At 64.7% G+C, this 21,772-nt stretch carries 25 protein-coding genes; 10 read left to right on the forward strand and 15 right to left on the reverse strand.

Features of this window, described 5'->3' with window-relative positions; translation table 11 throughout:
- Nucleotides 1-6: 6 nt before the first annotated feature.
- The 5 genes from ACN9MX_RS08920 to coxB all read right to left on the reverse strand — a co-directional run bounded on the left by ACN9MX_RS08920 (nt 7) and on the right by coxB (nt 4,437).
- On the reverse strand, nt 7-582 hold the full coding sequence (locus tag ACN9MX_RS08920) for a cytochrome c oxidase assembly protein (RefSeq protein WP_363738113.1): 576 nt from the start codon (nt 580-582) through the stop codon (nt 7-9).
- On the reverse strand, nt 582-713 hold the full coding sequence (locus tag ACN9MX_RS08925; protein ID WP_363738112.1) for a hypothetical protein: 132 nt from the start codon (nt 711-713) through the stop codon (nt 582-584). Before ACN9MX_RS08925 ends, ACN9MX_RS08920 begins: the two co-directional genes overlap by 1 nt.
- Entirely contained in the window at nt 710-1,630 is a 921-nt protein-coding gene (locus tag ACN9MX_RS08930) for a heme o synthase (RefSeq protein ID WP_363831340.1), read from the reverse strand. Before ACN9MX_RS08930 ends, ACN9MX_RS08925 begins: the two co-directional genes overlap by 4 nt.
- 117 nt (nt 1,631-1,747) lie before the next feature.
- Nucleotides 1,748-3,415 carry a cytochrome c oxidase subunit I gene (gene ctaD / locus ACN9MX_RS08935; protein WP_363831337.1) on the reverse strand — a complete coding sequence of 556 codons (1,668 nt, stop codon included), beginning with the start codon at nt 3,413-3,415 and terminating at the stop codon, nt 1,748-1,750.
- A gap of 17 nt (nt 3,416-3,432) precedes the next feature.
- The gene (coxB, locus tag ACN9MX_RS08940) at nt 3,433-4,437 is read right to left on the reverse strand and encodes a cytochrome c oxidase subunit II (RefSeq protein ID WP_426386712.1); all 1,005 of its coding nucleotides are present in this window, start codon (nt 4,435-4,437) and stop codon (nt 3,433-3,435) included.
- Nucleotides 4,438-4,725: 288 nt separating this feature from the next.
- Between coxB and pyrE the strand changes: the two genes are divergently transcribed.
- The 6 genes from pyrE to ACN9MX_RS08970 all read left to right on the forward strand — a co-directional run bounded on the left by pyrE (nt 4,726) and on the right by ACN9MX_RS08970 (nt 9,606).
- Entirely contained in the window at nt 4,726-5,307 is a 582-nt protein-coding gene (gene pyrE, locus ACN9MX_RS08945; protein WP_363753348.1) for an orotate phosphoribosyltransferase, read from the forward strand.
- A 2-nt stretch (nt 5,308-5,309) separates the two neighbouring features.
- Complete coding sequence (locus ACN9MX_RS08950; RefSeq protein ID WP_363753274.1) at nt 5,310-6,047, forward strand: pyridoxine 5'-phosphate synthase; 738 nt, start codon at nt 5,310-5,312, stop codon at nt 6,045-6,047.
- Complete coding sequence (gene acpS / locus ACN9MX_RS08955) at nt 6,044-6,445, forward strand: holo-ACP synthase (RefSeq protein ID WP_363738102.1); 402 nt, start codon at nt 6,044-6,046, stop codon at nt 6,443-6,445. Before ACN9MX_RS08950 ends, acpS begins: the two co-directional genes overlap by 4 nt.
- Before the next feature lie 31 nt (nt 6,446-6,476).
- On the forward strand, nt 6,477-7,367 hold the full coding sequence (gene lepB / locus ACN9MX_RS08960) for a signal peptidase I (protein WP_363738100.1): 891 nt from the start codon (nt 6,477-6,479) through the stop codon (nt 7,365-7,367).
- A gap of 21 nt (nt 7,368-7,388) precedes the next feature.
- A complete protein-coding gene (locus ACN9MX_RS08965; protein ID WP_208108099.1) occupies nt 7,389-8,471 on the forward strand; it encodes an AI-2E family transporter in 1,083 nt (360 codons plus the stop codon).
- Between the two features lie 235 nt (nt 8,472-8,706).
- A complete protein-coding gene (locus ACN9MX_RS08970) occupies nt 8,707-9,606 on the forward strand; it encodes a dienelactone hydrolase family protein (protein WP_426386716.1) in 900 nt (299 codons plus the stop codon).
- A 22-nt stretch (nt 9,607-9,628) separates the two neighbouring features.
- Here the strand turns inward: ACN9MX_RS08970 and ACN9MX_RS08975 are convergent, their stop codons facing one another.
- On the reverse strand, nt 9,629-10,165 hold the full coding sequence (locus ACN9MX_RS08975) for a peroxiredoxin (protein WP_363738096.1): 537 nt from the start codon (nt 10,163-10,165) through the stop codon (nt 9,629-9,631).
- 203 nt (nt 10,166-10,368) lie between these two features.
- Between ACN9MX_RS08975 and ACN9MX_RS08980 the strand changes: the two genes are divergently transcribed.
- The 4 genes from ACN9MX_RS08980 to ACN9MX_RS08995 all read left to right on the forward strand — a co-directional run bounded on the left by ACN9MX_RS08980 (nt 10,369) and on the right by ACN9MX_RS08995 (nt 13,459).
- Complete coding sequence (locus tag ACN9MX_RS08980) at nt 10,369-10,911, forward strand: hypothetical protein (RefSeq protein WP_363753286.1); 543 nt, start codon at nt 10,369-10,371, stop codon at nt 10,909-10,911.
- A gap of 83 nt (nt 10,912-10,994) precedes the next feature.
- Nucleotides 10,995-12,062, forward strand: coding sequence for a DNA replication/repair protein RecF (gene recF / locus ACN9MX_RS08985; RefSeq protein WP_426386717.1), 1,068 nt, complete (start codon nt 10,995-10,997; stop codon nt 12,060-12,062).
- Nucleotides 12,063-12,167: 105 nt separating this feature from the next.
- A complete protein-coding gene (locus ACN9MX_RS08990; RefSeq protein ID WP_363753292.1) occupies nt 12,168-12,698 on the forward strand; it encodes a CHAP domain-containing protein in 531 nt (176 codons plus the stop codon).
- 74 nt (nt 12,699-12,772) lie between these two features.
- Nucleotides 12,773-13,459 (forward strand): CHAP domain-containing protein, encoded by a 687-nt coding sequence (locus tag ACN9MX_RS08995; RefSeq protein WP_363738088.1) that lies wholly within the window; start codon nt 12,773-12,775, stop codon nt 13,457-13,459.
- Between the two features lie 85 nt (nt 13,460-13,544).
- Here the strand turns inward: ACN9MX_RS08995 and ACN9MX_RS09000 are convergent, their stop codons facing one another.
- The 9 genes from ACN9MX_RS09000 to dapA all read right to left on the reverse strand — a co-directional run bounded on the left by ACN9MX_RS09000 (nt 13,545) and on the right by dapA (nt 21,625).
- Complete coding sequence (locus ACN9MX_RS09000) at nt 13,545-13,820, reverse strand: DUF3297 family protein (RefSeq protein WP_133653925.1); 276 nt, start codon at nt 13,818-13,820, stop codon at nt 13,545-13,547.
- Nucleotides 13,821-13,851: 31 nt separating this feature from the next.
- Nucleotides 13,852-14,709 carry a S1 family peptidase gene (locus ACN9MX_RS09005; RefSeq protein ID WP_426386718.1) on the reverse strand — a complete coding sequence of 286 codons (858 nt, stop codon included), beginning with the start codon at nt 14,707-14,709 and terminating at the stop codon, nt 13,852-13,854.
- A 3-nt stretch (nt 14,710-14,712) separates the two neighbouring features.
- Nucleotides 14,713-15,135 carry a DUF350 domain-containing protein gene (locus tag ACN9MX_RS09010; RefSeq protein ID WP_133653927.1) on the reverse strand — a complete coding sequence of 141 codons (423 nt, stop codon included), beginning with the start codon at nt 15,133-15,135 and terminating at the stop codon, nt 14,713-14,715.
- A 378-nt stretch (nt 15,136-15,513) separates the two neighbouring features.
- On the reverse strand, nt 15,514-16,587 hold the full coding sequence (recA, locus tag ACN9MX_RS09015; protein ID WP_363738085.1) for a recombinase RecA: 1,074 nt from the start codon (nt 16,585-16,587) through the stop codon (nt 15,514-15,516).
- 99 nt (nt 16,588-16,686) lie between these two features.
- Nucleotides 16,687-17,046, reverse strand: coding sequence for a response regulator (locus ACN9MX_RS09020; protein ID WP_363738083.1), 360 nt, complete (start codon nt 17,044-17,046; stop codon nt 16,687-16,689).
- A 91-nt stretch (nt 17,047-17,137) separates the two neighbouring features.
- Nucleotides 17,138-19,483 carry a hybrid sensor histidine kinase/response regulator gene (locus ACN9MX_RS09025; protein WP_414714672.1) on the reverse strand — a complete coding sequence of 782 codons (2,346 nt, stop codon included), beginning with the start codon at nt 19,481-19,483 and terminating at the stop codon, nt 17,138-17,140.
- Between the two features lie 129 nt (nt 19,484-19,612).
- Nucleotides 19,613-20,221 carry a DUF2062 domain-containing protein gene (locus ACN9MX_RS09030; protein ID WP_426386720.1) on the reverse strand — a complete coding sequence of 203 codons (609 nt, stop codon included), beginning with the start codon at nt 20,219-20,221 and terminating at the stop codon, nt 19,613-19,615.
- Nucleotides 20,221-20,703 carry an SsrA-binding protein SmpB gene (smpB, locus tag ACN9MX_RS09035; RefSeq protein ID WP_007683053.1) on the reverse strand — a complete coding sequence of 161 codons (483 nt, stop codon included), beginning with the start codon at nt 20,701-20,703 and terminating at the stop codon, nt 20,221-20,223. Before smpB ends, ACN9MX_RS09030 begins: the two co-directional genes overlap by 1 nt.
- Nucleotides 20,704-20,746: 43 nt before the next feature.
- Nucleotides 20,747-21,625, reverse strand: coding sequence for a 4-hydroxy-tetrahydrodipicolinate synthase (gene dapA / locus ACN9MX_RS09040; RefSeq protein WP_363738079.1), 879 nt, complete (start codon nt 21,623-21,625; stop codon nt 20,747-20,749).
- Nucleotides 21,626-21,772: the final 147 nt, after the last annotated feature.

Here is a 21,772-nt window from a genome sequence, read left to right on the forward strand (position 1 = left end):
TGTGCCTTAGCTTGGCTTCTTGTCCTGCTCAACAGGATAGAAGGTGTAGCTGAGCGTGATTTCCTGCGTGTCCTTATTGTCGGCATCCGTCAATATCTTGGGATCGACATAATAGATCACCGGCATGCGCACCTGTTCACCCGGCTTCAGCGTTTGCTGGGTGAAACAGAAGCACTGGATCTTGGTGAAATAGGCCCCTGCCTGGAGCGGCGTGACGTTGAAGCTGGCGGAGCCGGTGACCGGCTTGTCCGACATGTTCTTCGCGATGAATATCGCCATGGTGCGCGCGCCGACCGTCACCGTCTGGGTGCTGCGCTCCGGGTAGAATTTCCACGGCATACCGGGCGCTACGTTGGAATCGAAACGGATCGACATGCGATGCCCGACCGCTTCTGCCACCTGCACGCCGGCAGCGGCGCGCTGCGTGGTGCCGCCAAAGCCCGTCCGTTGGCAGAAGATCCGGTAGAGCGGCACCGAAGCGAACCCCAGCCCCAGCATCGCCAGGCCTACGCCGGCCATGCCGATCATGGTGCGCCGGTTGCGGCGATCCCGGTCGAAGGGTGAAGGCGGAAGGCTCGCCATCAATGACCCCCACCGATCTTGGCGATGGTGATCGCGTAGAAGAGAATGACCAGAGCGCCCAGCAGCAGCCCCGTCACGATGGCGCGCGCCTTCTGCCGCGCGCGAATCTGGCCGTCCTCCTCGGGGGTCATGCGGCCACCCAGCGGTCGACGACCACCGCACCGAAAAGGAGAAACAGGTACAGGATCGAATATTTGAACAAGCGCTTTTCCGGCGCCATCCGCGCAGGATCACTCTCGCGCCGGCGCAACACCTGGAAGGCCAGCAATGCGAACAGCGCCGTTCCGAGCAGCGCCGTCGTGCCATAGATCGGGCCCGTCAGGCGCAACAGGACCGGGGCCATGGCGGCCACGGCCATGATGGCGGTGTAGAACCAGATATGGCGCCGCGTCGCCACTTCACCCGAAACCACCGGCAGCATGGGAATGCCGGCGGCGGCATAATCCGTCTTCACGAACAGGGCCAGTGCCCAGAAATGAGGCGGAGTCCAGAAGAAGATCAGCATGAACAGCGCAATCGGAAGCGCGCTGATGTCGCCCGTGACCGCCGCCCAGCCGATGACTGGCGGAAAGGCGCCCGCCGCACCACCGATGACGATATTCTGTGCCGTGCGGGGCTTGAGCCAGATGGTGTAGACGAACACGTAGAAGAGGATCGACACGGCCAGTACGGCAGCCGCGAGCCAGTTAGTCGCGATACCCATCAGCAGGACCGAGAAGAAGGACAGGCCTACACCGAAATGCAGCGCGGACTGGCGATCCATCCGGCCCGCGGGCAACGGACGGTTGGCCGTGCGCTTCATCTTCGCATCAATATCGGCTTCATACCATTGGTTGAGCGCGGCGGCCGCGCCCGCCCCCAAAGCTATGCACAGGATTGCGGTGAAGGCGAGAACCGGATGGATATGCCCAGGCGCCGCGAGCAGGCCGCACAGCCCGGTGAAGACGACCAGCGTCATCACCCGCGGCTTGGTCAGCGCGACGAAGTCCCGCCAGTGCGCGGGAATCGTGAAAGCCGAACCTTCGGACATGATCGGCGAACTTGCCATAATCTCCTCACGCGGCGCCCCGGCGCGACGGCCGCGCCGGGACTGCCCTGATTCCAGGACTGGCGGCCTTTACCCCAATCCTTGCGTCCCGGCAAACCGGGACGCCCCCGCCGATGATCAGTCGATGACCGGCAGCGTTTCGAACTGGTGGAAGGGCGGCGGGCTGGACAGCGTCCATTCCAGCGTGGTGGCGCCTTCACCCCAGGGATTACCCTCCGCCTTCTTGCCGGCGACCAGCGACCAGACAAGGTTGACGAAGAAGATCAGCATGCCCGCGGTCATGACTTCATAGCCGTGGCTCGCCACCTTGTTCCAATAGGCGAACGCTTCCGGATAATCCGGGTAGCGGCGCGGCATGCCCGACAGCCCCAGGAAGTGCATCGGAAAGAACAGCATGTTCACGCCGACGAAGAACACCCAGAAGTGGAGATGGCCCAGAAATTCATTGTACATGCGACCCGACATTTTCGGGAACCAGTAGTAGAACCCGGCGAACAGGCCGAACACCGCACCCAGCGAAAGGACGTAGTGGAAGTGCGCGACCACATAATAGGTGTCGTGCAGCACGTCGTCGACGCCGCCATTGGCCAGCACCACGCCGGTGACGCCGCCCACAGTGAACAGGAAGATGAAGCCCAGCGCCCAGACCATCGGGGTCTTGTAGCTGATGGAACCGCCCCAGATCGTCGCGATCCAGGAGAAGATCTTGATGCCGGTCGGCACCGCGATCACCATGGTGGCGGCGGTGAAGTACATCTTCACGTTCACCGACATACCGGTGGTGAACATGTGGTGCGCCCAGACAACGAAGCCGACCACGCCGATCGCGACCATGGCATAGGCCATGCCGAGATAGCCGAAGACCGGCTTGCGGCTGAAGGTCGAGACGATCTGGCTGATGATGCCGAAGCCCGGCAGGATCATGATGTACACTTCGGGGTGGCCGAAGAACCAGAAGAGATGCTGGTACAGTTCAGGATCGCCGCCACCGGCCGCGTCATAGAAGGTCGTGCCGAAATTGCGGTCGGTCAGCAGCATGGTGATCGCCGCAGCGAGAACCGGCAGCGCGAGCAGCAGCAGGAAGGCGGTGACCAGCACCGACCAGACGAACAGCGGCATCTTGTGCAGCGTCATGCCCGGTGCGCGCATGTTCAGGATGGTGGTGATGAAGTTGATCGCGCCCAGGATCGAGCTGGCGCCCGCGATGTGGAGCGACAGGATCGCCATGTCGACCGCCGGACCCGCCGAACCGCTGGTCGACAGCGGGGCATAGACCGTCCAGCCGGTGCCCGCGCCATTGCCGGTGCCGCCGGGCACGAAGGTCGAGCCGAGCAGCAGGGCGAAGGCGGGGATGAGCAGCCAGAAGCTGATGTTGTTCATCCGCGGAAAGGCCATGTCCGGCGCGCCGATCATGATCGGCACGAACCAGTTGCCAAAGCCGCCGATCATAGCGGGCATCACCATGAAGAAGACCATGATGAGGCCGTGGGCGGTGATCAGCACGTTCCAGAGGTGATAGGCCTGGTCCAGCGTGGCGGTGGGGCCATCGCTGAACTGCGCCCAGGTCTGGAGATACTGGATGCCCGGCTGCGCCAGTTCGGCACGCATCAGGCCCGAGATCGCGCCGCCGATGATACCGGCAATGATCGCGAAGATCAGATAGAGTGTGCCGATATCCTTGTGGTTGGTCGACATGAACCAACGCTGGAAGAAGGCCGGCTTGTGGTCGGCGTCATGATGCTCATGAGCATGATCGCCGTGATGATCTGCGGTAATGGTGGTCATGGCGTCTTGCCCTTACATCAAAGCTTGGCGGCAGGCGCGGCAGCCGGGGCCTGCGCCGTGGTCGCGGGGGCGGCCTTCAGCGTGCCGCCCTGCGAGAGCACCCACTGGTTGAACTGGTCCTGCGGAAGCGCCTCGATCGCGATCGGCATGAAGCCATGGCGCGCGCCGCACAGTTCCGAGCACTGGCCGTAATAGACGCCTGGCTCCTCGATGGTGAAGCTCTTCTCATTGAGGCGGCCCGGCACGGCGTCCATCTTCACCCAGAGCGAGGGGACCGCGAAGCTGTGGATCACGTCGGCGCCTGTGATGATCAGCTTGATCGGGCGACCGACCGGCAGGACCAGGCGGTTGTCCGGCGCCAGCAGATAGGGCTCGCCATTCGCCTCCGCCTTGTCGCGGGGCAGCAGGTTCGAAACGAATTCCGGAATGGCGTTGTCAGGATATTCATAGCCCCAATACCATTGGTAGCCGGTGACCTTGACGGTCAGCGCATCCTTGGGCGCAGGCTTGTACTGGTCCGCCAGCAGGCCGATCGAGGGAATAGCGATGGCGAGCAGGATCACGACCGGGACCACGGTCCAGACCACCTCGATCACCGTGTTGTGCGAGGTCTTGGACGGCGTCGGGTTGGCGCTGCGGCGGAAGCGGACCATGACATAGAGCATCAGGACCAGCACGAAGATCGAGATGATGGTGATGATCGGCAGCAGCATCTTGTCATGCAGCCAGCGCGCAGTGTGACCGGTGGGCGAAAATTGTTTCTGAAGGGTGATTTCGCCCGGCATCGGCATGCCGACGCCAAGAGTGGGCTTCATCCGCGGCGGCGCGGCCACCTTGGCCGCTGGCGCGGCCTGCGCGGCGGGCGCCGCTGCATTGCCGGCCGAATCAGCGGCTGCGGCTTCGTTCCCGGCGGCCGGAGCCGCCACCGCGGCATTGTCCTGGGCCAGCACCGGACCGTTCATGGCGAGCGTGGGCACAAAGGCCAACAACCCGGCGAGAACGAGCGATTTCACCTTGTTCATAAGCGTCTTCTTACCCCGTAACCCCTTGGCGCCGCAGCAACGAAGACACACGCATACACGTCCCCCCCGCCCGTATCGGTCTGCCGCGGCTTATAAGCATCTTTTTTTACGCCTCAAGCTTCCACAACCAGATTTTCTTCGCTGTTGCAACGCCTAGTTGGTGAGCCTATCTCGCACCCCGCGCGCAATTGCGCATATATGGGGCGAGATCATGGGGCGACCCATGGTGAAAAGGCGTGCCGCATCGCGCCCGAGCGGGGCGGCGTGGGCGAATGGATCAAGACAAGAATGACCGACGAGGAAGTATTAGCGGAATTCAGGGCTGCGGGCGCGTTGCTGGAGGGGCATTTCATCCTTTCCTCGGGCCGCCGCAGCGCCAATTATCTTCAGTGCGCGCGCGTGTTGATGAACGCGGAGCGGGCCGGACGGCTGGCGCGCGCCGTGGTGCAGAAGCTGCCCCGCGAATTGCGGCAGGACATCGATCTGGTGGTGTCCCCTGCGATGGGTGGGCTCATCATCGGCCATGAAATCGGCCGCGCGCTCGACAAGGACGCCGTTTTCCTGGAACGTCCCGAGGGCACGTTCGAACTGCGCCGCGGCTTCGCCATCACGCCGGGACAGAAGGTGCTGATGGTGGAGGACGTCGTCACCACCGGCCTCTCCTCCCGCCAGGCGATCGAGGCAGTAGAGGCGGAGGGCGGCATCGTCATCGCGGAGGCCGCGCTGGTCGATCGTTCCGCCGGAGAAGTGGATCTGGGCGTTCCCTTCTACCCGCTCGTCAGCATCAATTTCCCCGTCTATGACGCGGACCAGGTCCCGCCCGAACTGGCGGCGATCCCCGCGATCAAGCCCGGCAGCCGGAAGCAGTAGCCATGTCGCAAACCCCCGCTCATCTGCGCCTGGGCGTCAACATCGATCATGTGGCGACCATTCGCAACGCGCGCGGGGGAACGCATCCCGACCCGGTCAAGGCGGCGCTGCTGGCGGCCAAGGCGGGCGCGGACGGCATCACCGCCCATCTGCGCGAGGATCGGCGGCACATTCGCGATGAGGATATCGCCACGCTGATGGCGGCGCTGACGGTGCCGCTGAACCTGGAAATGGCAGCGACGCAGGAAATGCTGGGCATCGCGCTCCGGCATCGGCCGCATGCCGCCTGCATCGTGCCGGAAAAGCGCGAGGAGCGGACCACCGAGGGCGGGCTGGACGCCGCCGGGCAGATCGACGCTCTCCGCCCCATCGTCGGCGCGCTGGGCGATGCCGGGGTGCGCGTCAGCCTGTTCATCGAACCTGACGCCGCGCAGATCGAGGCAGCCATTCGACTGGGCGCTCCCGTGGTCGAACTGCATACGGGCCGCTACGCGCATCTGGAGGGTTCCGAACGGGCGGAGGAGCTGCGGCGGCTGGCCGATGCGGCGGCACTGGCGGCGAAGAACGGCATCGAACCGCATGCGGGCCATGGCCTGACCTTCGACAATGTCGGGCCGGTCGCCGCGATCCCGCAGGTCGCCGAACTCAATATCGGCCATTTCCTGATCGGGGAGGCGATCTTCAGCGGGCTGGAGAGCAGCATTCGCGAAATGCGCCGCCAGATGGATCTGGCCCGTTGATCGTCGGCCTCGGTTCCGACCTCTGCAATATCGAGCGGATCCAGAATTCGCTCGACCGCTTCGGGGAGCGGTTCGAGAATCGCGTGTTCACCGATGTGGAGCGGGCGAAGGCCAACCGCCGTCCCTTCACCAAGGCGGGCACGCTCGCCAAGCGCTTCGCGGCAAAGGAAGCGTTTTCGAAGGCCGTGGGCACCGGCTTCAAACGGGGCGTCTTCATGAAGGACATCGGCGTCGTCAACAGCCCAAGCGGCGCCCCGACGCTGCAGCTGAGCGGCGGAGCGCTCGCCCGACTCGAATCGCTGGTGCCGGCCGGGCATCGGCCCGTCGTTCACCTGACGCTCACCGACGATCATCCATGGGCACAAGCCTTTGTGATTATCGAAGCCTTGCCATTATAAGCGCCGCATCTCTCCAGCCGGAAATCCTCCCATGACGGCAGCCGACATGACCGAAAACGATTCTGCCCCATCCGACCAGCCCGGCCCGGTTTCCGAGCCGGAAAAGGCGTCCGTGAACTGGTGGCACGAGGCGAAAAGCATCACCCTGCTGATCCTGGCGGTGCTGGCCTTCCACAGTTTCGTGGCCAAGCCCTTCTACATTCCCAGCGAATCGATGATGCCCGTGCTGCTGAAGGGCGACCGGCTGGTGGTCAGCAAATATCCCTATGGCTGGTCCTACGTCTCGCCCAGCTTCCATCCGCTGCCCTTCCTGAAGGGCCGGATCTTCGGCCGCATGCCCGACCGTGGCGATATCGTCATCGTTTCGCCGCAGGACAAGCGGGAGGATTATATCAAGCGGGTCATCGGCCTGCCTGGCGACATATTGGAGGTGCGGGGCGGACAGGTCGTGCTGAACGGCGTGCCGGTGCCGCAAAGGGTACTGAAGCCCATCCGCATCCCTGTTGACGGCAACGCCCCCTGCCCGCCCGCGCAATTCCCCGGCGCGCTGGTCACGGATGCGAACGGCAAAAGCTGGTGCGAACTGCCGGTGCGGCAGGAAGTGCTGCCCAACGGCAAGAGCTATGTCATCATCGATATGGGCCCAAGCACGCTCGATTGGTACGGCCCGGTGCGGATCCCCCCGAATCACGTCTTCCTGATGGGCGACAATCGCGACAACAGCGCCGACAGCCGCGCGCCGCTGGAGGAGAACGGACTGGGCGGACCGGTGCCGTGGGAAGCCATTGGCGGCCGAGCGGAGTTCATCACCTTCTCGCTCGACGGCGATTCATCCTGGAACCCGTTAAGCTGGCTCCACGCCCTGCGCGGTGGCCGTGCCGGGAACAGCCTGCGCCCGGCGAGCGTTACTCCACCGAAATAAGCCTTGCATAGGGGGCCAGGATTGAGCGGGACGAAAATCCACATTGAGGAACCCGGCCCCAGCGAATTGCGCAGCCCGCTGGTCCAGCATGAGATCAAGCGCGCGGGGGTCTGGTTCGCCATCGGCATCGCCATCGCGCTGCTCGTGCTGCTCGCGCAGCCGATCATGCTCATCATGGGCGCATTGGTCCTGACCACGATGATGGACGGCGGTACCCGGCTGCTGGGCCGGGTCCTGCCGATCGGGCGCGGCTGGCGACTGGCCCTGGTGCTGATCGCCGCCCTCGCCTTCCTGATCTATACCTTCTACCTGACGGGATCGAGCCTGGCTGCGCAGGCACAGGCGATGCGGGTCATCGTCGAGACGCAGATCAACCGCATTGGCCAATGGCTGCAACAGCTCGGCATCACCACCACGCCGGAGGATTTCAAGAGCCTGGCGCAACAGGCGATGAGTTCGCTCGGACGGGTGACGGCGGCGGTGGGGACGATGGTCGGTGCGGTCACCAGCGGGGTGATGATGCTGGTGCTCGCCATCTTCATCGCGATAGAACCCAAGCTCTATGAGCGCGGCGTCGCCTGGATGCTGCCGATGGACAGGCGCGGTCGCTTCTACGCCATTGCCGACCGGATGGGCTGGACGCTCCGGCGGCTGATGTTCGGCCGGCTGATCGGCATGACGGTGGAAGGCGTGGGAACCTGGCTGCTGCTTTGGGCCGGCGGGGTGCCGATGGCCGGGCTGCTCGGCATATTGACCGGACTGTTCGCCTTCCTCCCCAATATCGGGTCGATCATCTCCGGCGTGCTGATCGTGCTGGTCGGCTTTTCGGCGGGCGTGAATGCCGGGCTATATGCGTTCGGCGTCTATCTGGTCGTGCAGATCGTCGACGGTTACCTGATCGTGCCGATGGTGGCCAAGCGCGCCACCGATCTGGCCCCCGCGCTCGTGCTGGCGGCGCAAATCCTGTTCGGCGCGCTGTTCGGGATCATGGGTCTGTTTCTCGCCGACCCGATCATCGCGATGATCAAGGTCTATCTGGAGGAGCGGTCGAAGGCGCTGGAAGCGGAGAATGAGAGGAGCGCGGCCGTCCCGGTCACGGGATGATCATTCCCTTTGCTCTTGGATTATAAGGGGACTTCAAGCATCGTGCGAAAAACCGGACAGCGATCATCCGATTGACGATGCGACGACGAAAATTCGGAGGGCATGGCCGCGCCTGATCTGACGCGGCGCGCGCCAGGACCAACGACTCGGAAAAATGCGGTATCCAGGGACAGGGCGTTCTCGCTCCATGTGAAAAGGCTCAGGCTCTGCCGCAATGGCTTGAGGAGAGATGCGCATGACCGACGGACAGGATCAGCCCCAACGCTTGCCGGAGGACAGAAACTGGATCGGCTCGACCGGACTCGACCGGCGCAAGCTGCTGGTGGGCGGGGCATTCGCTGCCGGGTTCGCTGCCGCCTGCCGCCCCGTGTCCAGCAGCGCGGTCCAGACTTCCGGCGAAGGATTGAAGGAAGAGGCCGTGTCGATCAGGGCGAGCGACGGCTTCGCCATGCCTGCTTTCGTCGCCCGGCCTGCCGCCGCCAGGGCCGCACCGATCATCGTCGTGGTGCATGAGATATTCGGCGTGCACGAGTGGATACGCGATCTTTGCCGCCGCTTCGCCCAGGCGGGCTATTATGCCATCGCGCCCGACCTGTTCGCGCGCCATGGCGACGCGACCAAGGTCGCGGACTTCAAGCAACTGATTGGCACCATCGTTTCCAAGGCTTCCGACGAACAGGTGTTGAAGGACATCGATGCCACCTATGCCTGGGCGGGCAGCCATGGCGGCGACGGCAGGCGGCGGGGCATGACGGGCTTCTGCTGGGGCGGGCGCGTGGTTTGGCTCTACGCCGCCCACAGCAGGGAACTGGACGCGGGCGTCGCCTTCTATGGCCGACTGATCAGCGACAAGACGGAATTGCAGCCGCTGAGCGTCATCGAGCAGGTGAGCCAGCTCAAGGCCCCGGTGCTCGGCCAATATGGCGCGCTCGACAAGGGCATTCCGGTGGCCGACGTAGAGAAGATGCAGGCCGCACTGAAGATCGCCGGCAAATCCCCGCCCGACGCGATCACCGTCTATCCCGGCGCCGACCACGGCTTCATGGCCGACTATCGTCCCAGCTACAACGAAGCCGCCGCCAAGGCCGCCTGGCAGGCGACGCTCGACTGGTTCGGCAAATATGTGAAAAAATAAGGGCGTCGCCGGCGCGAACGCCCTATTTCTGCTTCATCGCCTGAACGGCCGCCAGCGTGCTCTTCACATGGCCGGCATAGTTCATCTCGCTATGGACGAAGGCGATGCGGCCACTCGGCGCAATGACATAGGAGGTACGGTCCGTCATGCCCGGCTGCATCTTCAGCGCCACGTCATAGCCCGACACGATGGCCGGCCCGGCCGATGCCACGGCGAACTTGCCCGCGCATTCCTTCGTGGAGAAGGCGACGAGATCGTTTACCGGATCGCCCGACATGCCGATGACGGTTGCGCCCGCTTTCCTGAAATCCTCGATATGTTCGGCAAATTCCCGCGCTTCGGCGGAACAGCCGGGCGTGAACGCCTTCGGGAAGAAATACAGCACCACCGGGCCGCGCTTCAACTGATGCGACAGCGTCAGCGTGAAGGTCTTGCCCGCGAGCGCGCCGCGGGTGGTGAAGTCGGGCGCCTTGGCCCCGACGGCCAGCGCGGCCATGGCGCCGTGAGAACCGGCGGCGGCAGCGGCAAGGGCGAGCGCGATCTTCAGGCTTCTCATCATCGCTTTCCTCTTCTTCCAGGCATATTCGCTCAGGCTCGGGCAGGCGACGCCGACATGCCATCGCGTTCGGCCATGGTGATGGCCGCAACGCTCGACGCGCGCAAGCCCGCCAGTGCGCTCGCTTCCACCGCGAGCAAAGAAAACATCTCCCTTCCCGGCCCGGCCGTGGCATAACGCCCCTCTCGACCTGGAGGACAGCAGGAATGAAGCAGGAAGGCGGGCGGCCCGGAACCCATTGGCGAAGCGCCGGTTTTCTTCCCATGCGCGCAATGATCCTCCTGCCGCTGCTTGTCCTTGCGGCGTGCAACGACAAGCCGGGTGACCAGCCCGGCATGGCCACCAATATCGTCGATGAGGCGATGAACGACATCCAGCAGGTGCCGCAGGACGCGAACGAGATTCAGACCGCCGAGCCCGCACCGGAAATTCCCTCGTCGCCGGCGACGGTGGGATCGACCATTCCCGCCAGCCTGCAGGGGCGCTGGACCGGGCTGGACGAAAGCTGCGCCGATCGCGCCGCCGACCTTGAACTGACGATCACGCCCACCAGCCTCGTCTTCCTGGAAAGCGAGGGGAAGGCGACCGGCGTGTCGCACGGCCCGGACGGACGCATCCGCATCGACGCCGCCTTTACCGGCGAAGGGCAGAGCTGGAAGAGGAAACTGGAACTGCGCCCGTCGGCGGGCGGCCGCGAATTGACGGTGATCGACGGAGGCCGGGCTGTGACACGCAAGCGGTGTAGCTGATTTCCCGATCCTTGCCGTCGCAGGAACCGGAGGCGCTCTACTCCGCGCTTTCCCAAAGCCTTCGCACTGGATAGAGCCACCCCATGATCGGCCGTCTTACCTTGAGCGATTTCCGCAACCATGCGGATGCGCTGATCATGCCCGATCACAGCTTCATCGTGCTGACGGGCGACAATGGCGCGGGCAAGACGAACATATTGGAGGCCGTGTCGATGCTGGCGCCCGGGCGCGGCTTGCGAGGCGCGGCCCTGCGCGACATGGTCCGGCAGGACGGGGCTGGCGGCTTCGGCATTGCGGCGGAAGTGGACGGCGTGATGCTGGGCACGGGGGTTCTCGCTTCCGCGCCCGACCGGCGGCAGGTGCGGATCGGCGGTGTTGCCTCCTCCGCCAACGCGCTGGCCGATCATCTCTCCATCGTCTGGCTGACGCCCGCCATGGACCGCCTGTTCATGGACAGCCCCGGCGGGCGGCGGCGTTTCCTGGATCGGCTGACGCTGGCGCTGCATCCCGCCCATGCCGTGCACAGCGCCCGTTATGAGGCGGCGATGCGCGCGCGCAACCGGCTGCTGAACGATCTGTCCGCCGCCGATCCCTCCTGGCTGAGCGCACTGGAAACGCAGATGGACGAACATGGCGCCGCCCTGGCCGCTGCCCGTGCCGATCTGGTCAGCCGCCTTCAGGCTGCGCTGCAGGGCCAGCCCGACCAGCCCTTCGCCCGTCCCCTGCTGGCGATCGAGGAAGAAGCGAGCGAGGAGCCCCTGGGGCTTCGCCTCGCGCGCGAGCGCCGCCGCGATGCCGCCGCCGGCCGCACCCTGTCCGGCCCGCACCGCCAGGATCTCGCCGTTGTCCATGCTGCCAAGGCGCAGGCCGCCGCGCTCTGTTCGACCGGCGAGCAGAAGGCGCTGCTGCTCTCCATCCTGCTCGCCCACGCCGCGCTGGTCTCGGCGCATCGCGGCCAGCCCCCGATACTGTTGCTCGACGAAGTGGCGGCGCATCTCGACCCGTCGCGACGGGCTGCGCTGTTCGACCGGCTGCGCGAACCCGGCGGTCAGGTCTGGATGACGGGAACGGAAGGCAATCTTTTCAATGAGTTGGGTAAATCCAGCCGATTTTGCGTAACGGCTGGCCAGGTCGTTCGTTCCGCAGATTGACGCGTCGCAACAACGATTCGTCGCTGGGCGCTTCCCAACAAGTCCGGCGTCTGCCCTAAAGCCTCCACGGGGTCAGTCGTTCCAGAAGTCGGGGGTCGCATTTCTATGATCGGTGGTTTTCGCGCTATTGTCGCAGCGGCAACGCTTGTGCTTGGCGCCCTGATCACGACCCCGGCCGCCGCGGGTGTCCTGCAATGCGCTCCTTTCGCCCGCCAGGTTTCCGGCATCGCGCTGTACGGCAATGCCAATAGCTGGTGGGGCCAGGCCGAGGGCCGCTATGAGCGCGGCCATGAACCGCGGGTCGGTGCCGTCCTCGCCTTCGCCGCGAGCCGTTCCATGCCGGTCGGCCATGTCGCGATGGTCAGCAAGGTGATCAACGAGCGCGAAGTGCTGCTGACCCATGCCAACTGGTCCTATCGCGGCGGCATTGAGCGCAATGTCCGCGCTATCGACGTTTCCCCCAACAACGACTGGACCAACGTGCGCGTATGGTATGGCCCGATCGGGGATCTGGGTCTGCGGCCGAACGCCGCCAAGGGCTTCATTTACGCGCAAAAGTCGACCGCTGCTCCGGTGCAGATCGCCATGGCGGATCGCGCAACCGTCGGCGTCGACGGTGCCCAGACTGCTTTCTGACATTTTAACCATTTCCTAAACGCCAGCGCCTAGTTTCAGGGCCGGTGGGGCGATTCTGACTTTTTTGGGGTCGCATGAAATTGGGAAAAACGCGCTGGGCGGCCTTGTTGCTGGCCGGCCTGATGATCACGACGCCGGCGCCGGGCGCGACCATGCTGCAATGCGTGCCCTATGCGCGCACCGTATCGGGCGTTCAGATCCATGGCGACGCATTGACCTGGTGGGACCAGGCGGAAAATCACTATAAACGCGGCCATTCACCGCGCAGGGGCGCAGTGCTGGCCTTCCGTCCCGTCGGCCCGATGGTGCTGGGTCATGTCGCAGTGGTCAGCCGGGTCCTGGATGACCGGCGCGTGCTGATCCGGCACGCCAACTGGTCGGTACCTGGCGCGATCGAAGAAGATGTGCTCGCGATCGACGTGTCCGAAGCAGGCGACTGGAGCGCGGTGCGCGTCTGGCACAGTCCGACCAACCAGATGGGGGCGCGCAGCAACCCGACCTTCGGTTTCATCTATCCCGACAAGCCGCAATTGCATGAGTTCCAGCCCGACCCCGCACTGGGCGACAGCGTTCGTCTTGCGAGCATGAACGTGGCGAAGGACGATCCGGAGCCGGAGGCGCCGTCGGCGCGGACGGTCGTTGCCCGACAGCCGCGCCTGACGATTGACCTGCGCGCCATCCGCTATGCCGATTCGACGCCCTCGACCCGCTCGCTGCGCGACATCATCGCGGAGGTGAAACGGGACGCGGCCTTGCGTTGAGGCGCGGGGATCGCTGGCGCCTTCGCGTCGAAAGACGCCACCCCAACCAGAAGAGCGCGTCTTTCGTCCACCGCGATCGAAAAGACTATTCCGCCTTGTCCGCGCTTTGCCCGGCGTCCTCCGCAGGATTCTCGAACCAGGCTTCGACCGGGCCGGAGAGCTTGATCGTCAGCGGCTGCCCATGACGGTCGCGCGTCTTCCCGGCCGCGACGCGAATCCAGCCTTCCGAGATGGAATATTCCTCGACGTCATTGCGAACCCGGTCCTTGAAGCGGATGCCGATGCCCCGCTGCAGCACGTCCATGTCGAAAAAGGGGCTCTTCGGGTTGGTGGAAAGACGGTCGGGGGGCGTATCGCTCATGATGGTCCAGATCCTGTGAATTTGGCGCGACCTAGCCCTTGGGGCTACCTGCCGTCAACTGCTCCGGCCCATCATCCACGTCGCAGAAGATGCGCCGGATCACCCCCTGCGCCAACCAGGATTCGAAGCGGGCGTGCGCATCGGCGACGTCCAGGAAGGGGTAGGCCACCGGCCGTTCCGTCACCGCCCGGCTGGCGACGACCAGCCGCATCATGGCATCGGGTGCCGTCGTCAATATCCGCCCGCGCCGGTCCGTGGCGGCGCTGTTGACGCCCACGACATGCCCGTCCTCGGCAAAGACGGGTCCGCCGCTGATGCCGGACAAGGTGCCGTCCCCCATGGGGATGCGCGCATGTTCGGCCCAGGCTAGCACCGGCTGCGTCTCCTCCCCCACCCCGCGCCGGGCGCGCGCTGCACCAATAAGCTCCGATATGACCAGCGTCGGCTGGCCGCCGGGAAAACCCATATGATAGCCGACCGATCCGGGCGGCGGCATGCGTTCCGACAGCGGCAGGGCCTGGTCGCTCGCAACGCCGCCGCGCACCAGCGAGGCGTCCGCTTCCCGGCTTTCCACCAGCCGCGACACGGGTCGGGCAAAGCCGCCCTGCTCTATGCCGACGCGGGTGCAGCCATGGGTGACATGCTCGGCGGTCAGCCAGGCGCCGGAACGATCGATTGAGAAGGTCGTGCCCATGCTGTCGGCGGGCGCCTCTGCCCGTTCCTCGATGACGAAGCTCTCATCGCTCCATTGCGGCATCGGGCGGCGGGGAGAGCGGGGGTCGAAAGCCTCGACACGCAGCGGCGTAGGCCTGGTCACCTCGCTGATCCACAGCAGCGCCAGGATGATGCCAAGCAGGCCTGGCAGACAGCCGAAGCGCCCGCGCGCCATGGCTCAGCCCGCGACCGCGCCGGCAGTAAGGCAGGCGATGGCGACCTTCATCATGGCAAGGAAGATGGCGGCGGACCGTTCGTCCGCCTCGATTCGGGTGGGTAGCGAGCCCAGCAGGAAATCGACCATGCGAAAGGCGATGAGTTGCAGGATCAGGGTGACGCTCCCCCAGATCATGATGTCCCAGACATTCACCGAACCCGCGAGGCAAAAGCCCAGCGGCACCGCGAGTCCGATCGCTGCCCCGCCCAGCGAGATCGCCGCCGCCGCATTGCCCTCCCGGATCAGCGCAAATTCATCATGCGGCGTGATCCACATATAGAGTGCCAGCGCCGCCAGCCAGGCCAGGGTGGCAGAGGCCAGGTGGAGCAGGAAGATCGGCAATCCGGAGAGCAGGCTCTGGATGACGGGCATGGGATCGGTCATTGCTTCAGGATGCCGCAAGCGATGGAGCTGCGCAATTGCGGTCGACGGCTGGAACGGGCGGACAGTAGCCGGCGCGCGCGATTCCTGCCCCTTCGCACACCACCCCAGCGGAAGGCGCCGAATGAGACAGGCCGCTCCACAGCGCCGACTTCAAGCGTCGTTATGTTCCTCCGGGCAACATCCAGTTCTGACGGACGACAAATAGCCGGGATCGGATTGAGGTCGCCCACAGACAGCGCCCGGTTCATGCTAATTTGACCCACGGTAAAAGGCCCACCGCGCCAGTGGCGCAGCGGGCCTTTTCAGTGCGTGAAGCAGCAGGCGGGCAGAACCGCGCTGGAGCCTTCCGGTTGATCTGGCCGGAAAGCCTGTCAGCGCTTATTCGCCATCATCCTCCGCCTCGGGTCCGGCCATCATCCCTTCGGCGACTTCCTCGGTCTTGCCGCGGATCGCCTTTTCCAGCTTGTCCGCCATTTCGGGATGTTCTTTCAGATAGGTTTTCGCATTCTCGCGACCCTGGCCGATACGGACCGAGTCATAGGAGAACCAGGCGCCCGATTTCTCGACCAGACCGGCCTTCACGCCGATATCAAGCAGTTCACCGATCTTGGACACGCCTTCGCCATACATGATGTCGAATTCGACCTGCTTGAAGGGCGGCGCGACCTTGTTCTTGACCACCTTCACGCGGGTCGCGTTGCCGACAATGTCCTCACGGTCCTTGATCTGGCCGGTGCGGCGGATGTCGAGGCGGACCGAGGCGTAGAATTTGAGCGCATTGCCGCCGGTCGTCGTTTCGGGATTGCCGTACATGACGCCGATCTTCATGCGGACCTGGTTGATGAAGATCACCAGACAGCGCGAACGGGAGATGGAGCCGGTCAGCTTGCGCAGCGCCTGGCTCATCAGGCGGGCCTGCAGGCCGACATGGCTGTCGCCCATCTCGCCCTCGATTTCGGCGCGCGGCACCAGCGCGGCGACCGAGTCGATCACCAGCACGTCGATCGCGTTCGAACGCACCAGCGTATCGACGATCTCCAGCGCCTGCTCGCCCGTGTCGGGCTGCGACACGATCAGTTCGTCGATATCGACGCCCAGCTTCCTGGCATAGACCGGATCAAGCGCATGTTCCGCATCGACAAAGGCCGCGATGCCGCCGGTCTTCTGCGCCTCTGCAATGGCGTGCAGCGCCAGCGTGGTCTTGCCCGAGCTTTCGGGTCCATAAATCTCGACAATGCGTCCGCGCGGCAGGCCGCCGATGCCGAGCGCGATGTCCAGTCCCAGCGATCCGCTCGAGATCGCCTCGATCTCGATCTTCTCGCGGCTGCCCAGCTTCATGGCCGAACCTTTGCCGAAGGCGCGGTCGATCTGGGAAAGGGCCGCTTCCAATGCTTTCTGTCTGTCCATTGTCCCTGTCTTCTTGGAATCGATGAGTGAGAGCATTGCGGTCATCGGCCTATCCCCTGTCAAGCGGAACGCGCCGGTCCGGATGGCGCGTGGCCATCATGTATCCTGTTTGTTCTTATGGAACAAGGGGTGAACGAAATTTTCTTAAGCGGTGCCCAACGCCTTGTTCAGCGCACGTTCCACCGCCCCGATGGTGAAGGGTTTGGCCAAAGTCGGCCGGTCGGCGTGGCCCGTCGGCAGGTCGTCGGCCATGCCGCCAGTCGCAAAGATGAAGGGTATGCCGCTCTGCGCCAATATATCCGCCACGGGCCAGCTTTTCTCGCCATGCAGGTTGCAATCGAGCAGCGCCGCATCAAAGCCGCCCTCGCGCGCCCTGGCGCAGGCGTCATCGACCGATTCGGCGATGGCGTGCAGCCGATAGCCGAGCGTATCGAGATAATCCTCCAGCATCATCCCGATCATTGCCTCATCCTCGACGACCAGGATGGTCTTGCCATCAGACATGCTTGCGGTCCCCAATCTTACCCATCGCAACCCCAAAGGCCTTTTCCCACAGGCATAATCGACAAACCGCGCAGAAGTTCATTGTCCAAATTCACTCCGCCGTCGGCCGCATCGCCAATGCATCCCGTGCCGCTTCCGCCAACTGGCTGACAGAAAAGGGTTTTGGCAGGAAAGCCACATTGGCGATGTCGATCGATTTGCGCAACTGTTCCTCGGCATAACCCGACATGAACAGCACCGGCAGGTCGGGATGGCTCGCCCGCGCTCGCGCCACCATCGACGGACCATCCATGTTCGGCATCACGACGTCGGAAATGAGCAGGTCGATCTTCTCGTCCCCGCCCAGAACCTCCAGCCCCTGTTCGCCGTCATTGGCGGTCAGCACCTTATAGCCCTGGCGCGACAAGGCCCTTTCCGCGACGGCGCGCACCATATCCTCATCCTCCACCAGCAACACGGTGCCCGTGCCCCAGGTTTCACTGCGACGGGCCGGGGCCTTGGGCTGGGCCGCCTGATCGACATCGGCGCCCTGATAGACCGGCAGGTAGATGACGAAGCTCGCCCCGCGCCCCAGTTCGGACTCGGCGAAGATGAACCCGCCCGACTGTTTGACGATGCCGTAGACGGTGGAAAGGCCAAGCCCCGTTCCCTTGCCCAGTTCCTTCGTGGTGAAGAAGGGTTCGAAGATCTTGGAAAGAATGTCGGGCGGGATGCCCAGCCCCGTGTCGGACACCCGTACCGCCGTATAGTCGGCCGGCGGCAATATGTCCGACCGCATCTCCCTTACCTTGGCGGCGGGCACGCCATAGGTCTGGATGTTGAGCGTGCCGCCGTCCGGCATGGCATCGCGGGCATTGACGGCCAGGTTGACGATCACCTGCTCCAACTGGCCGGGATCGGCCCGCACCGCCCCCAGATTGCGGCCATGGCTGACCTCCAGCTTGACGCTCTCGCCCAGCAGCCGCTTCAACAGGTTGGATACGTCGGCGACGATGTCGGGCAACTGCAATATCTGCGGCCGCAGCGTCTGCTGGCGCGAGAAGGCGAGCAACTGGCGGGTCAGCCCCGCGGCGCGATTGCTGTTCGACTTGATCTGCTGGATGTCGTCATAGTCGCTGTCGCCGGGCGTATGGCGCATCAGCATCAGGTCGCAATGGCCGATGATGGCGGTCAGTATATTGTTGAAGTCGTGCGCCACGCCGCCCGCCAGCTGGCCGATCGCCTGCATCTTGGTCGCCTGCGCTACCTGCCGCTTGAGCTTGCTCTCCTCGCTGTTGTCCTTGAGCGAGAGCAGCACCGCCGCCTCGCCCAGGCCCCGAACGCCGGCCAGGCTGAGCGCGATCGGCTCGTCGGGCTGGTTGCGCATGCGCACGGCGACGTCGCCCGACATTTGCGGCCCCACCGCAAAGCGTCGAACGGCATCGGCCACCGCCGCCTGGTCCTCCCGCACCACCAGGTCGCCGGGATAGCTTGGCTTCTCCTCTGGCTTGACGCCCGCGGCCCGCGAAAAGGCCTTGTTCATGAACAGCACGCGTCCGTCGCGATCCGCCATCGCCAGGCCGAAGGGCAGCAGCGACAACAGCGTCTCGATATAGGAAAGCGCCGACGTGCCGCCCGCATTGCCCGCCGGCTCATCGATCAGCAACAGCAGCATGGGCCCATCCTGCGCGCCCGATTGCGCGCCCGTCGGCTGGACGGCGCGCTTCAGCGGTACCTGCAACAGCCGCAGCGGAATGCCGCCCGATTCCTCCCGCGCCAGGAACAGCCGCCCCTTGTCGTCCACCCGCATGTGCGCGGCGAAATCACGCCCGGTGATATTGGCGTCGATCCGGCCGGCCGCGCGCAGCAGGAAGGCGCCATTGGCGGCCCGGATGCGTCCTTCCCCGCCGATCATTACCGCCATGATGCCCGCTTCGCCCAATTGCCGCCCGGCCTCTCCGATCAGCAGGCGATGCACATCATCCAGGGCGCTTGGCTGGCGCACCGGGGAAAAGCGCCACAGCAGATAATCCTCCGAACGGCCGGTGCGGCAGAGGAAGGCATCCAGCCGCAACGCACCCTGGACGATGCCCTCGACCCGTGCTTCGCCGTCGCGCCACGCGGTGCGGGCGGCGTTGCCCAGACTGTCGGACAGGCTGCTGTCGCCGGTGATTTGCGGCGGCGTCGGAAAACCGGGAAACCATTCCCCGAACAGATCGCTGGCGCAGACCAGCCGGCCGGCACGATCGGTGACCGCGATCGCCATGTTGGAGGCGTCGGCCGCGGCCCGCGCCACGGTCCAGTCCGGCACGGCCTCGCCCATGGCCACTTCCTGCGGATAAAGCCGACGATACCAGCCGAGCAGCGCCGCCCCGGCCAGCACCGCCGCGCCGAAGCCGGCGCCCAGCGCCCAGTTGCCCGCGGCATAGACGACCAGCCCGGCTGACATCAGCGCCATCAGGATGAGCAGCGGCAGGGCAAGGGGCGACGATCGGTCTGCCGCCCAGGCGTCTCCATCCCTGATCACACGCACGGACACGGCCCGGCTATCCCCCTGCATTCACAATGGACTGCCCGCTCCCGCCGGTCAGGCTGAAGCGATTTCCTCCAATGCGCTGCTTTCGCGTGCCTTGCCAATCCTCAATTTGCGCGCATGCCATTTCCGGCCCATGCGATGGCGCCAGATCCAGTCGGCCAGGAAGTAGCCGACCACCGCAAAGGCCAGCGAAATCAGCGCCAGCCCCAGCAACATGGCAGGCGCTGCTTCCGAAAACAGCCAGGCGCACCATTCGCGGATCGAGGCATGCCGGTCGATCAGCGCCATGAAGCCCGAAGCATCCGCCGACCGCCCGAGCAGCCAGTTGCCCATATAGACGGACGCCATCAGGAACAGCGGCGTTGTCGCCGGATTGGAAAGGAAGGTCATCGCCGCCGCCAGCGGGATGTTCGCCCGGAACGGCAGCGCCAGCAGCGCCGCGCCCGCAATCTGCACGCCGGGGATCAGCAGGAAGATGCCGACCAGCAGCCCCAATGCCACGCCGCGCGGCACCGAACGCCGCGTGAAGCGCCACAGCGAGGGTTCCAGCACCCGGTGCGCCACCGGGGCCAAAAAGCGGTTATGTTCCAGCGACTCACGGGTGGGCGCATTGGCGTGCCACCAGCGCGAGAGCCTCCCCATCCCTTCCTTGGCACCCATCAGCGATGCGCCTTCATGATGCGCTGCTGATCGCGCTTCCAGTCGCGTTCCTTGATCGTGTCGCGCTTGTCATGGGTCTTCTTGCCCTTGGCCAGCGCCAGCTCGACCTTCGCCTTGCCGCGGCTGTTGAAATAGATCGACAGCGGCACCAGCGTCATGCCCTTGCGCTCGACGGCGCCGTGCATGCGGGCGATCTCCCGCTGGTGCAGCAGCAGCTTGCGGGGGCGCTTGGGCTCATGGTTGAAGCGGTTGCCATGGCTGAATTCGGGGATGTTGCTGTTGACCAGCCACACCTGCTCGCCCTTCACCTCGGCATAGCTTTCCGCGATATTGCCCTCGCCAAAGCGCAGGGACTTCACCTCGGTTCCTTGCAGGGCGATGCCCGCCTCGAACACATCCTCCAGGAAATATTCGAATCGGGCGCGCCGGTTTTCGGCGACGATCTTCTTCTTGTCGAAGGCTTCGGGACGGGGACGGGCCATTATTCTCTATCAACTCGCTTCATCATATAGGCCCGCAGGGCGCTCAAACCAGTCCCGCGATCTCCAGCGCCCTGTCGACGGCGGTCCGGCTCGATTCCGACGGCCAGGTGATCGGCAGGCGGACGTCGCCGGGCATGTCGGGCCGAACGCGCGTAAGGGCATATTTGACGGGGCCGGGTGAAGCATCGCTGAACAGCGCGTCATGCAGCGGGTAGAGACGATCCTGGAGCGCGAGGGCGCCATGCCAGTCGCCGCTCGCCATTGCCTGCTGGAATTCGGCGCACAGGCGCGGGGCGACATTGGCCGTGACCGAAATGCAGCCCTTGCCGCCCATAGCGTTGAAACCCAAGGCCGTCTCGTCATTGCCGGAAAGCTGGCAGAAATCGGCGCGGCAGGCGAGGCGCTGTGCGCTGACCCGCCCCAGATTCCCGGTGGCGTCCTTGATGCCGACGATCGTCTGGAATTCCTCCGACAGGCGGTGGATCACCGGGACGCCGATGTCGGTGATCGTGCGGCTGGGCACGTTGTAGAGGATGATCGGCAGGGAACAGCGCTCGGCCAGATAGGCGAAATGCTGGTAGACCCCTTCCTGATTGGGCTTGTTGTAATAGGGCGCGACCACCAGCGCCGCATCGGCGCCCGCCGCCTGCGCGGCGAACATGTGCTCCAGCGCGATTCGCGTGTCGTTGGAACCGCATCCTGCGATCACCGGCACGCGGCCCGCCGCCTGGTCGACGCAGACGGCGATGACGCGATTATGTTCCTCGACCGTCATGGTCGCGCTTTCCCCCGTGGTGCCGCAGGGAACGAGCGCGCTGCTGCCTTCCTCGATCTGCCAGTCGACGAAGGCGCGGAAAGCCGCCTCGTCCACTGCCCCGTTGCGAAAGGGCGTGATCAGCGCCGGAATCGACCCGGAAAACATGCAACAAACTCCTTCAACTCACCGGGATTCCGGGGCATAATAGCGTGAAACACGCGAAGGGCGCGCTATAGCGCGTCATTCAGGGCCTGATAAGGATGCAATTGCGATAATGTCCAGTAGGGTGTCGCTCTTCTGCCTTGAAACTGC

Origin of the sequence: Sphingobium sp. R-21, from assembly GCF_049913335.1 — a bacterium.
GTDB lineage: Bacteria > Pseudomonadota > Alphaproteobacteria > Sphingomonadales > Sphingomonadaceae > Sphingobium.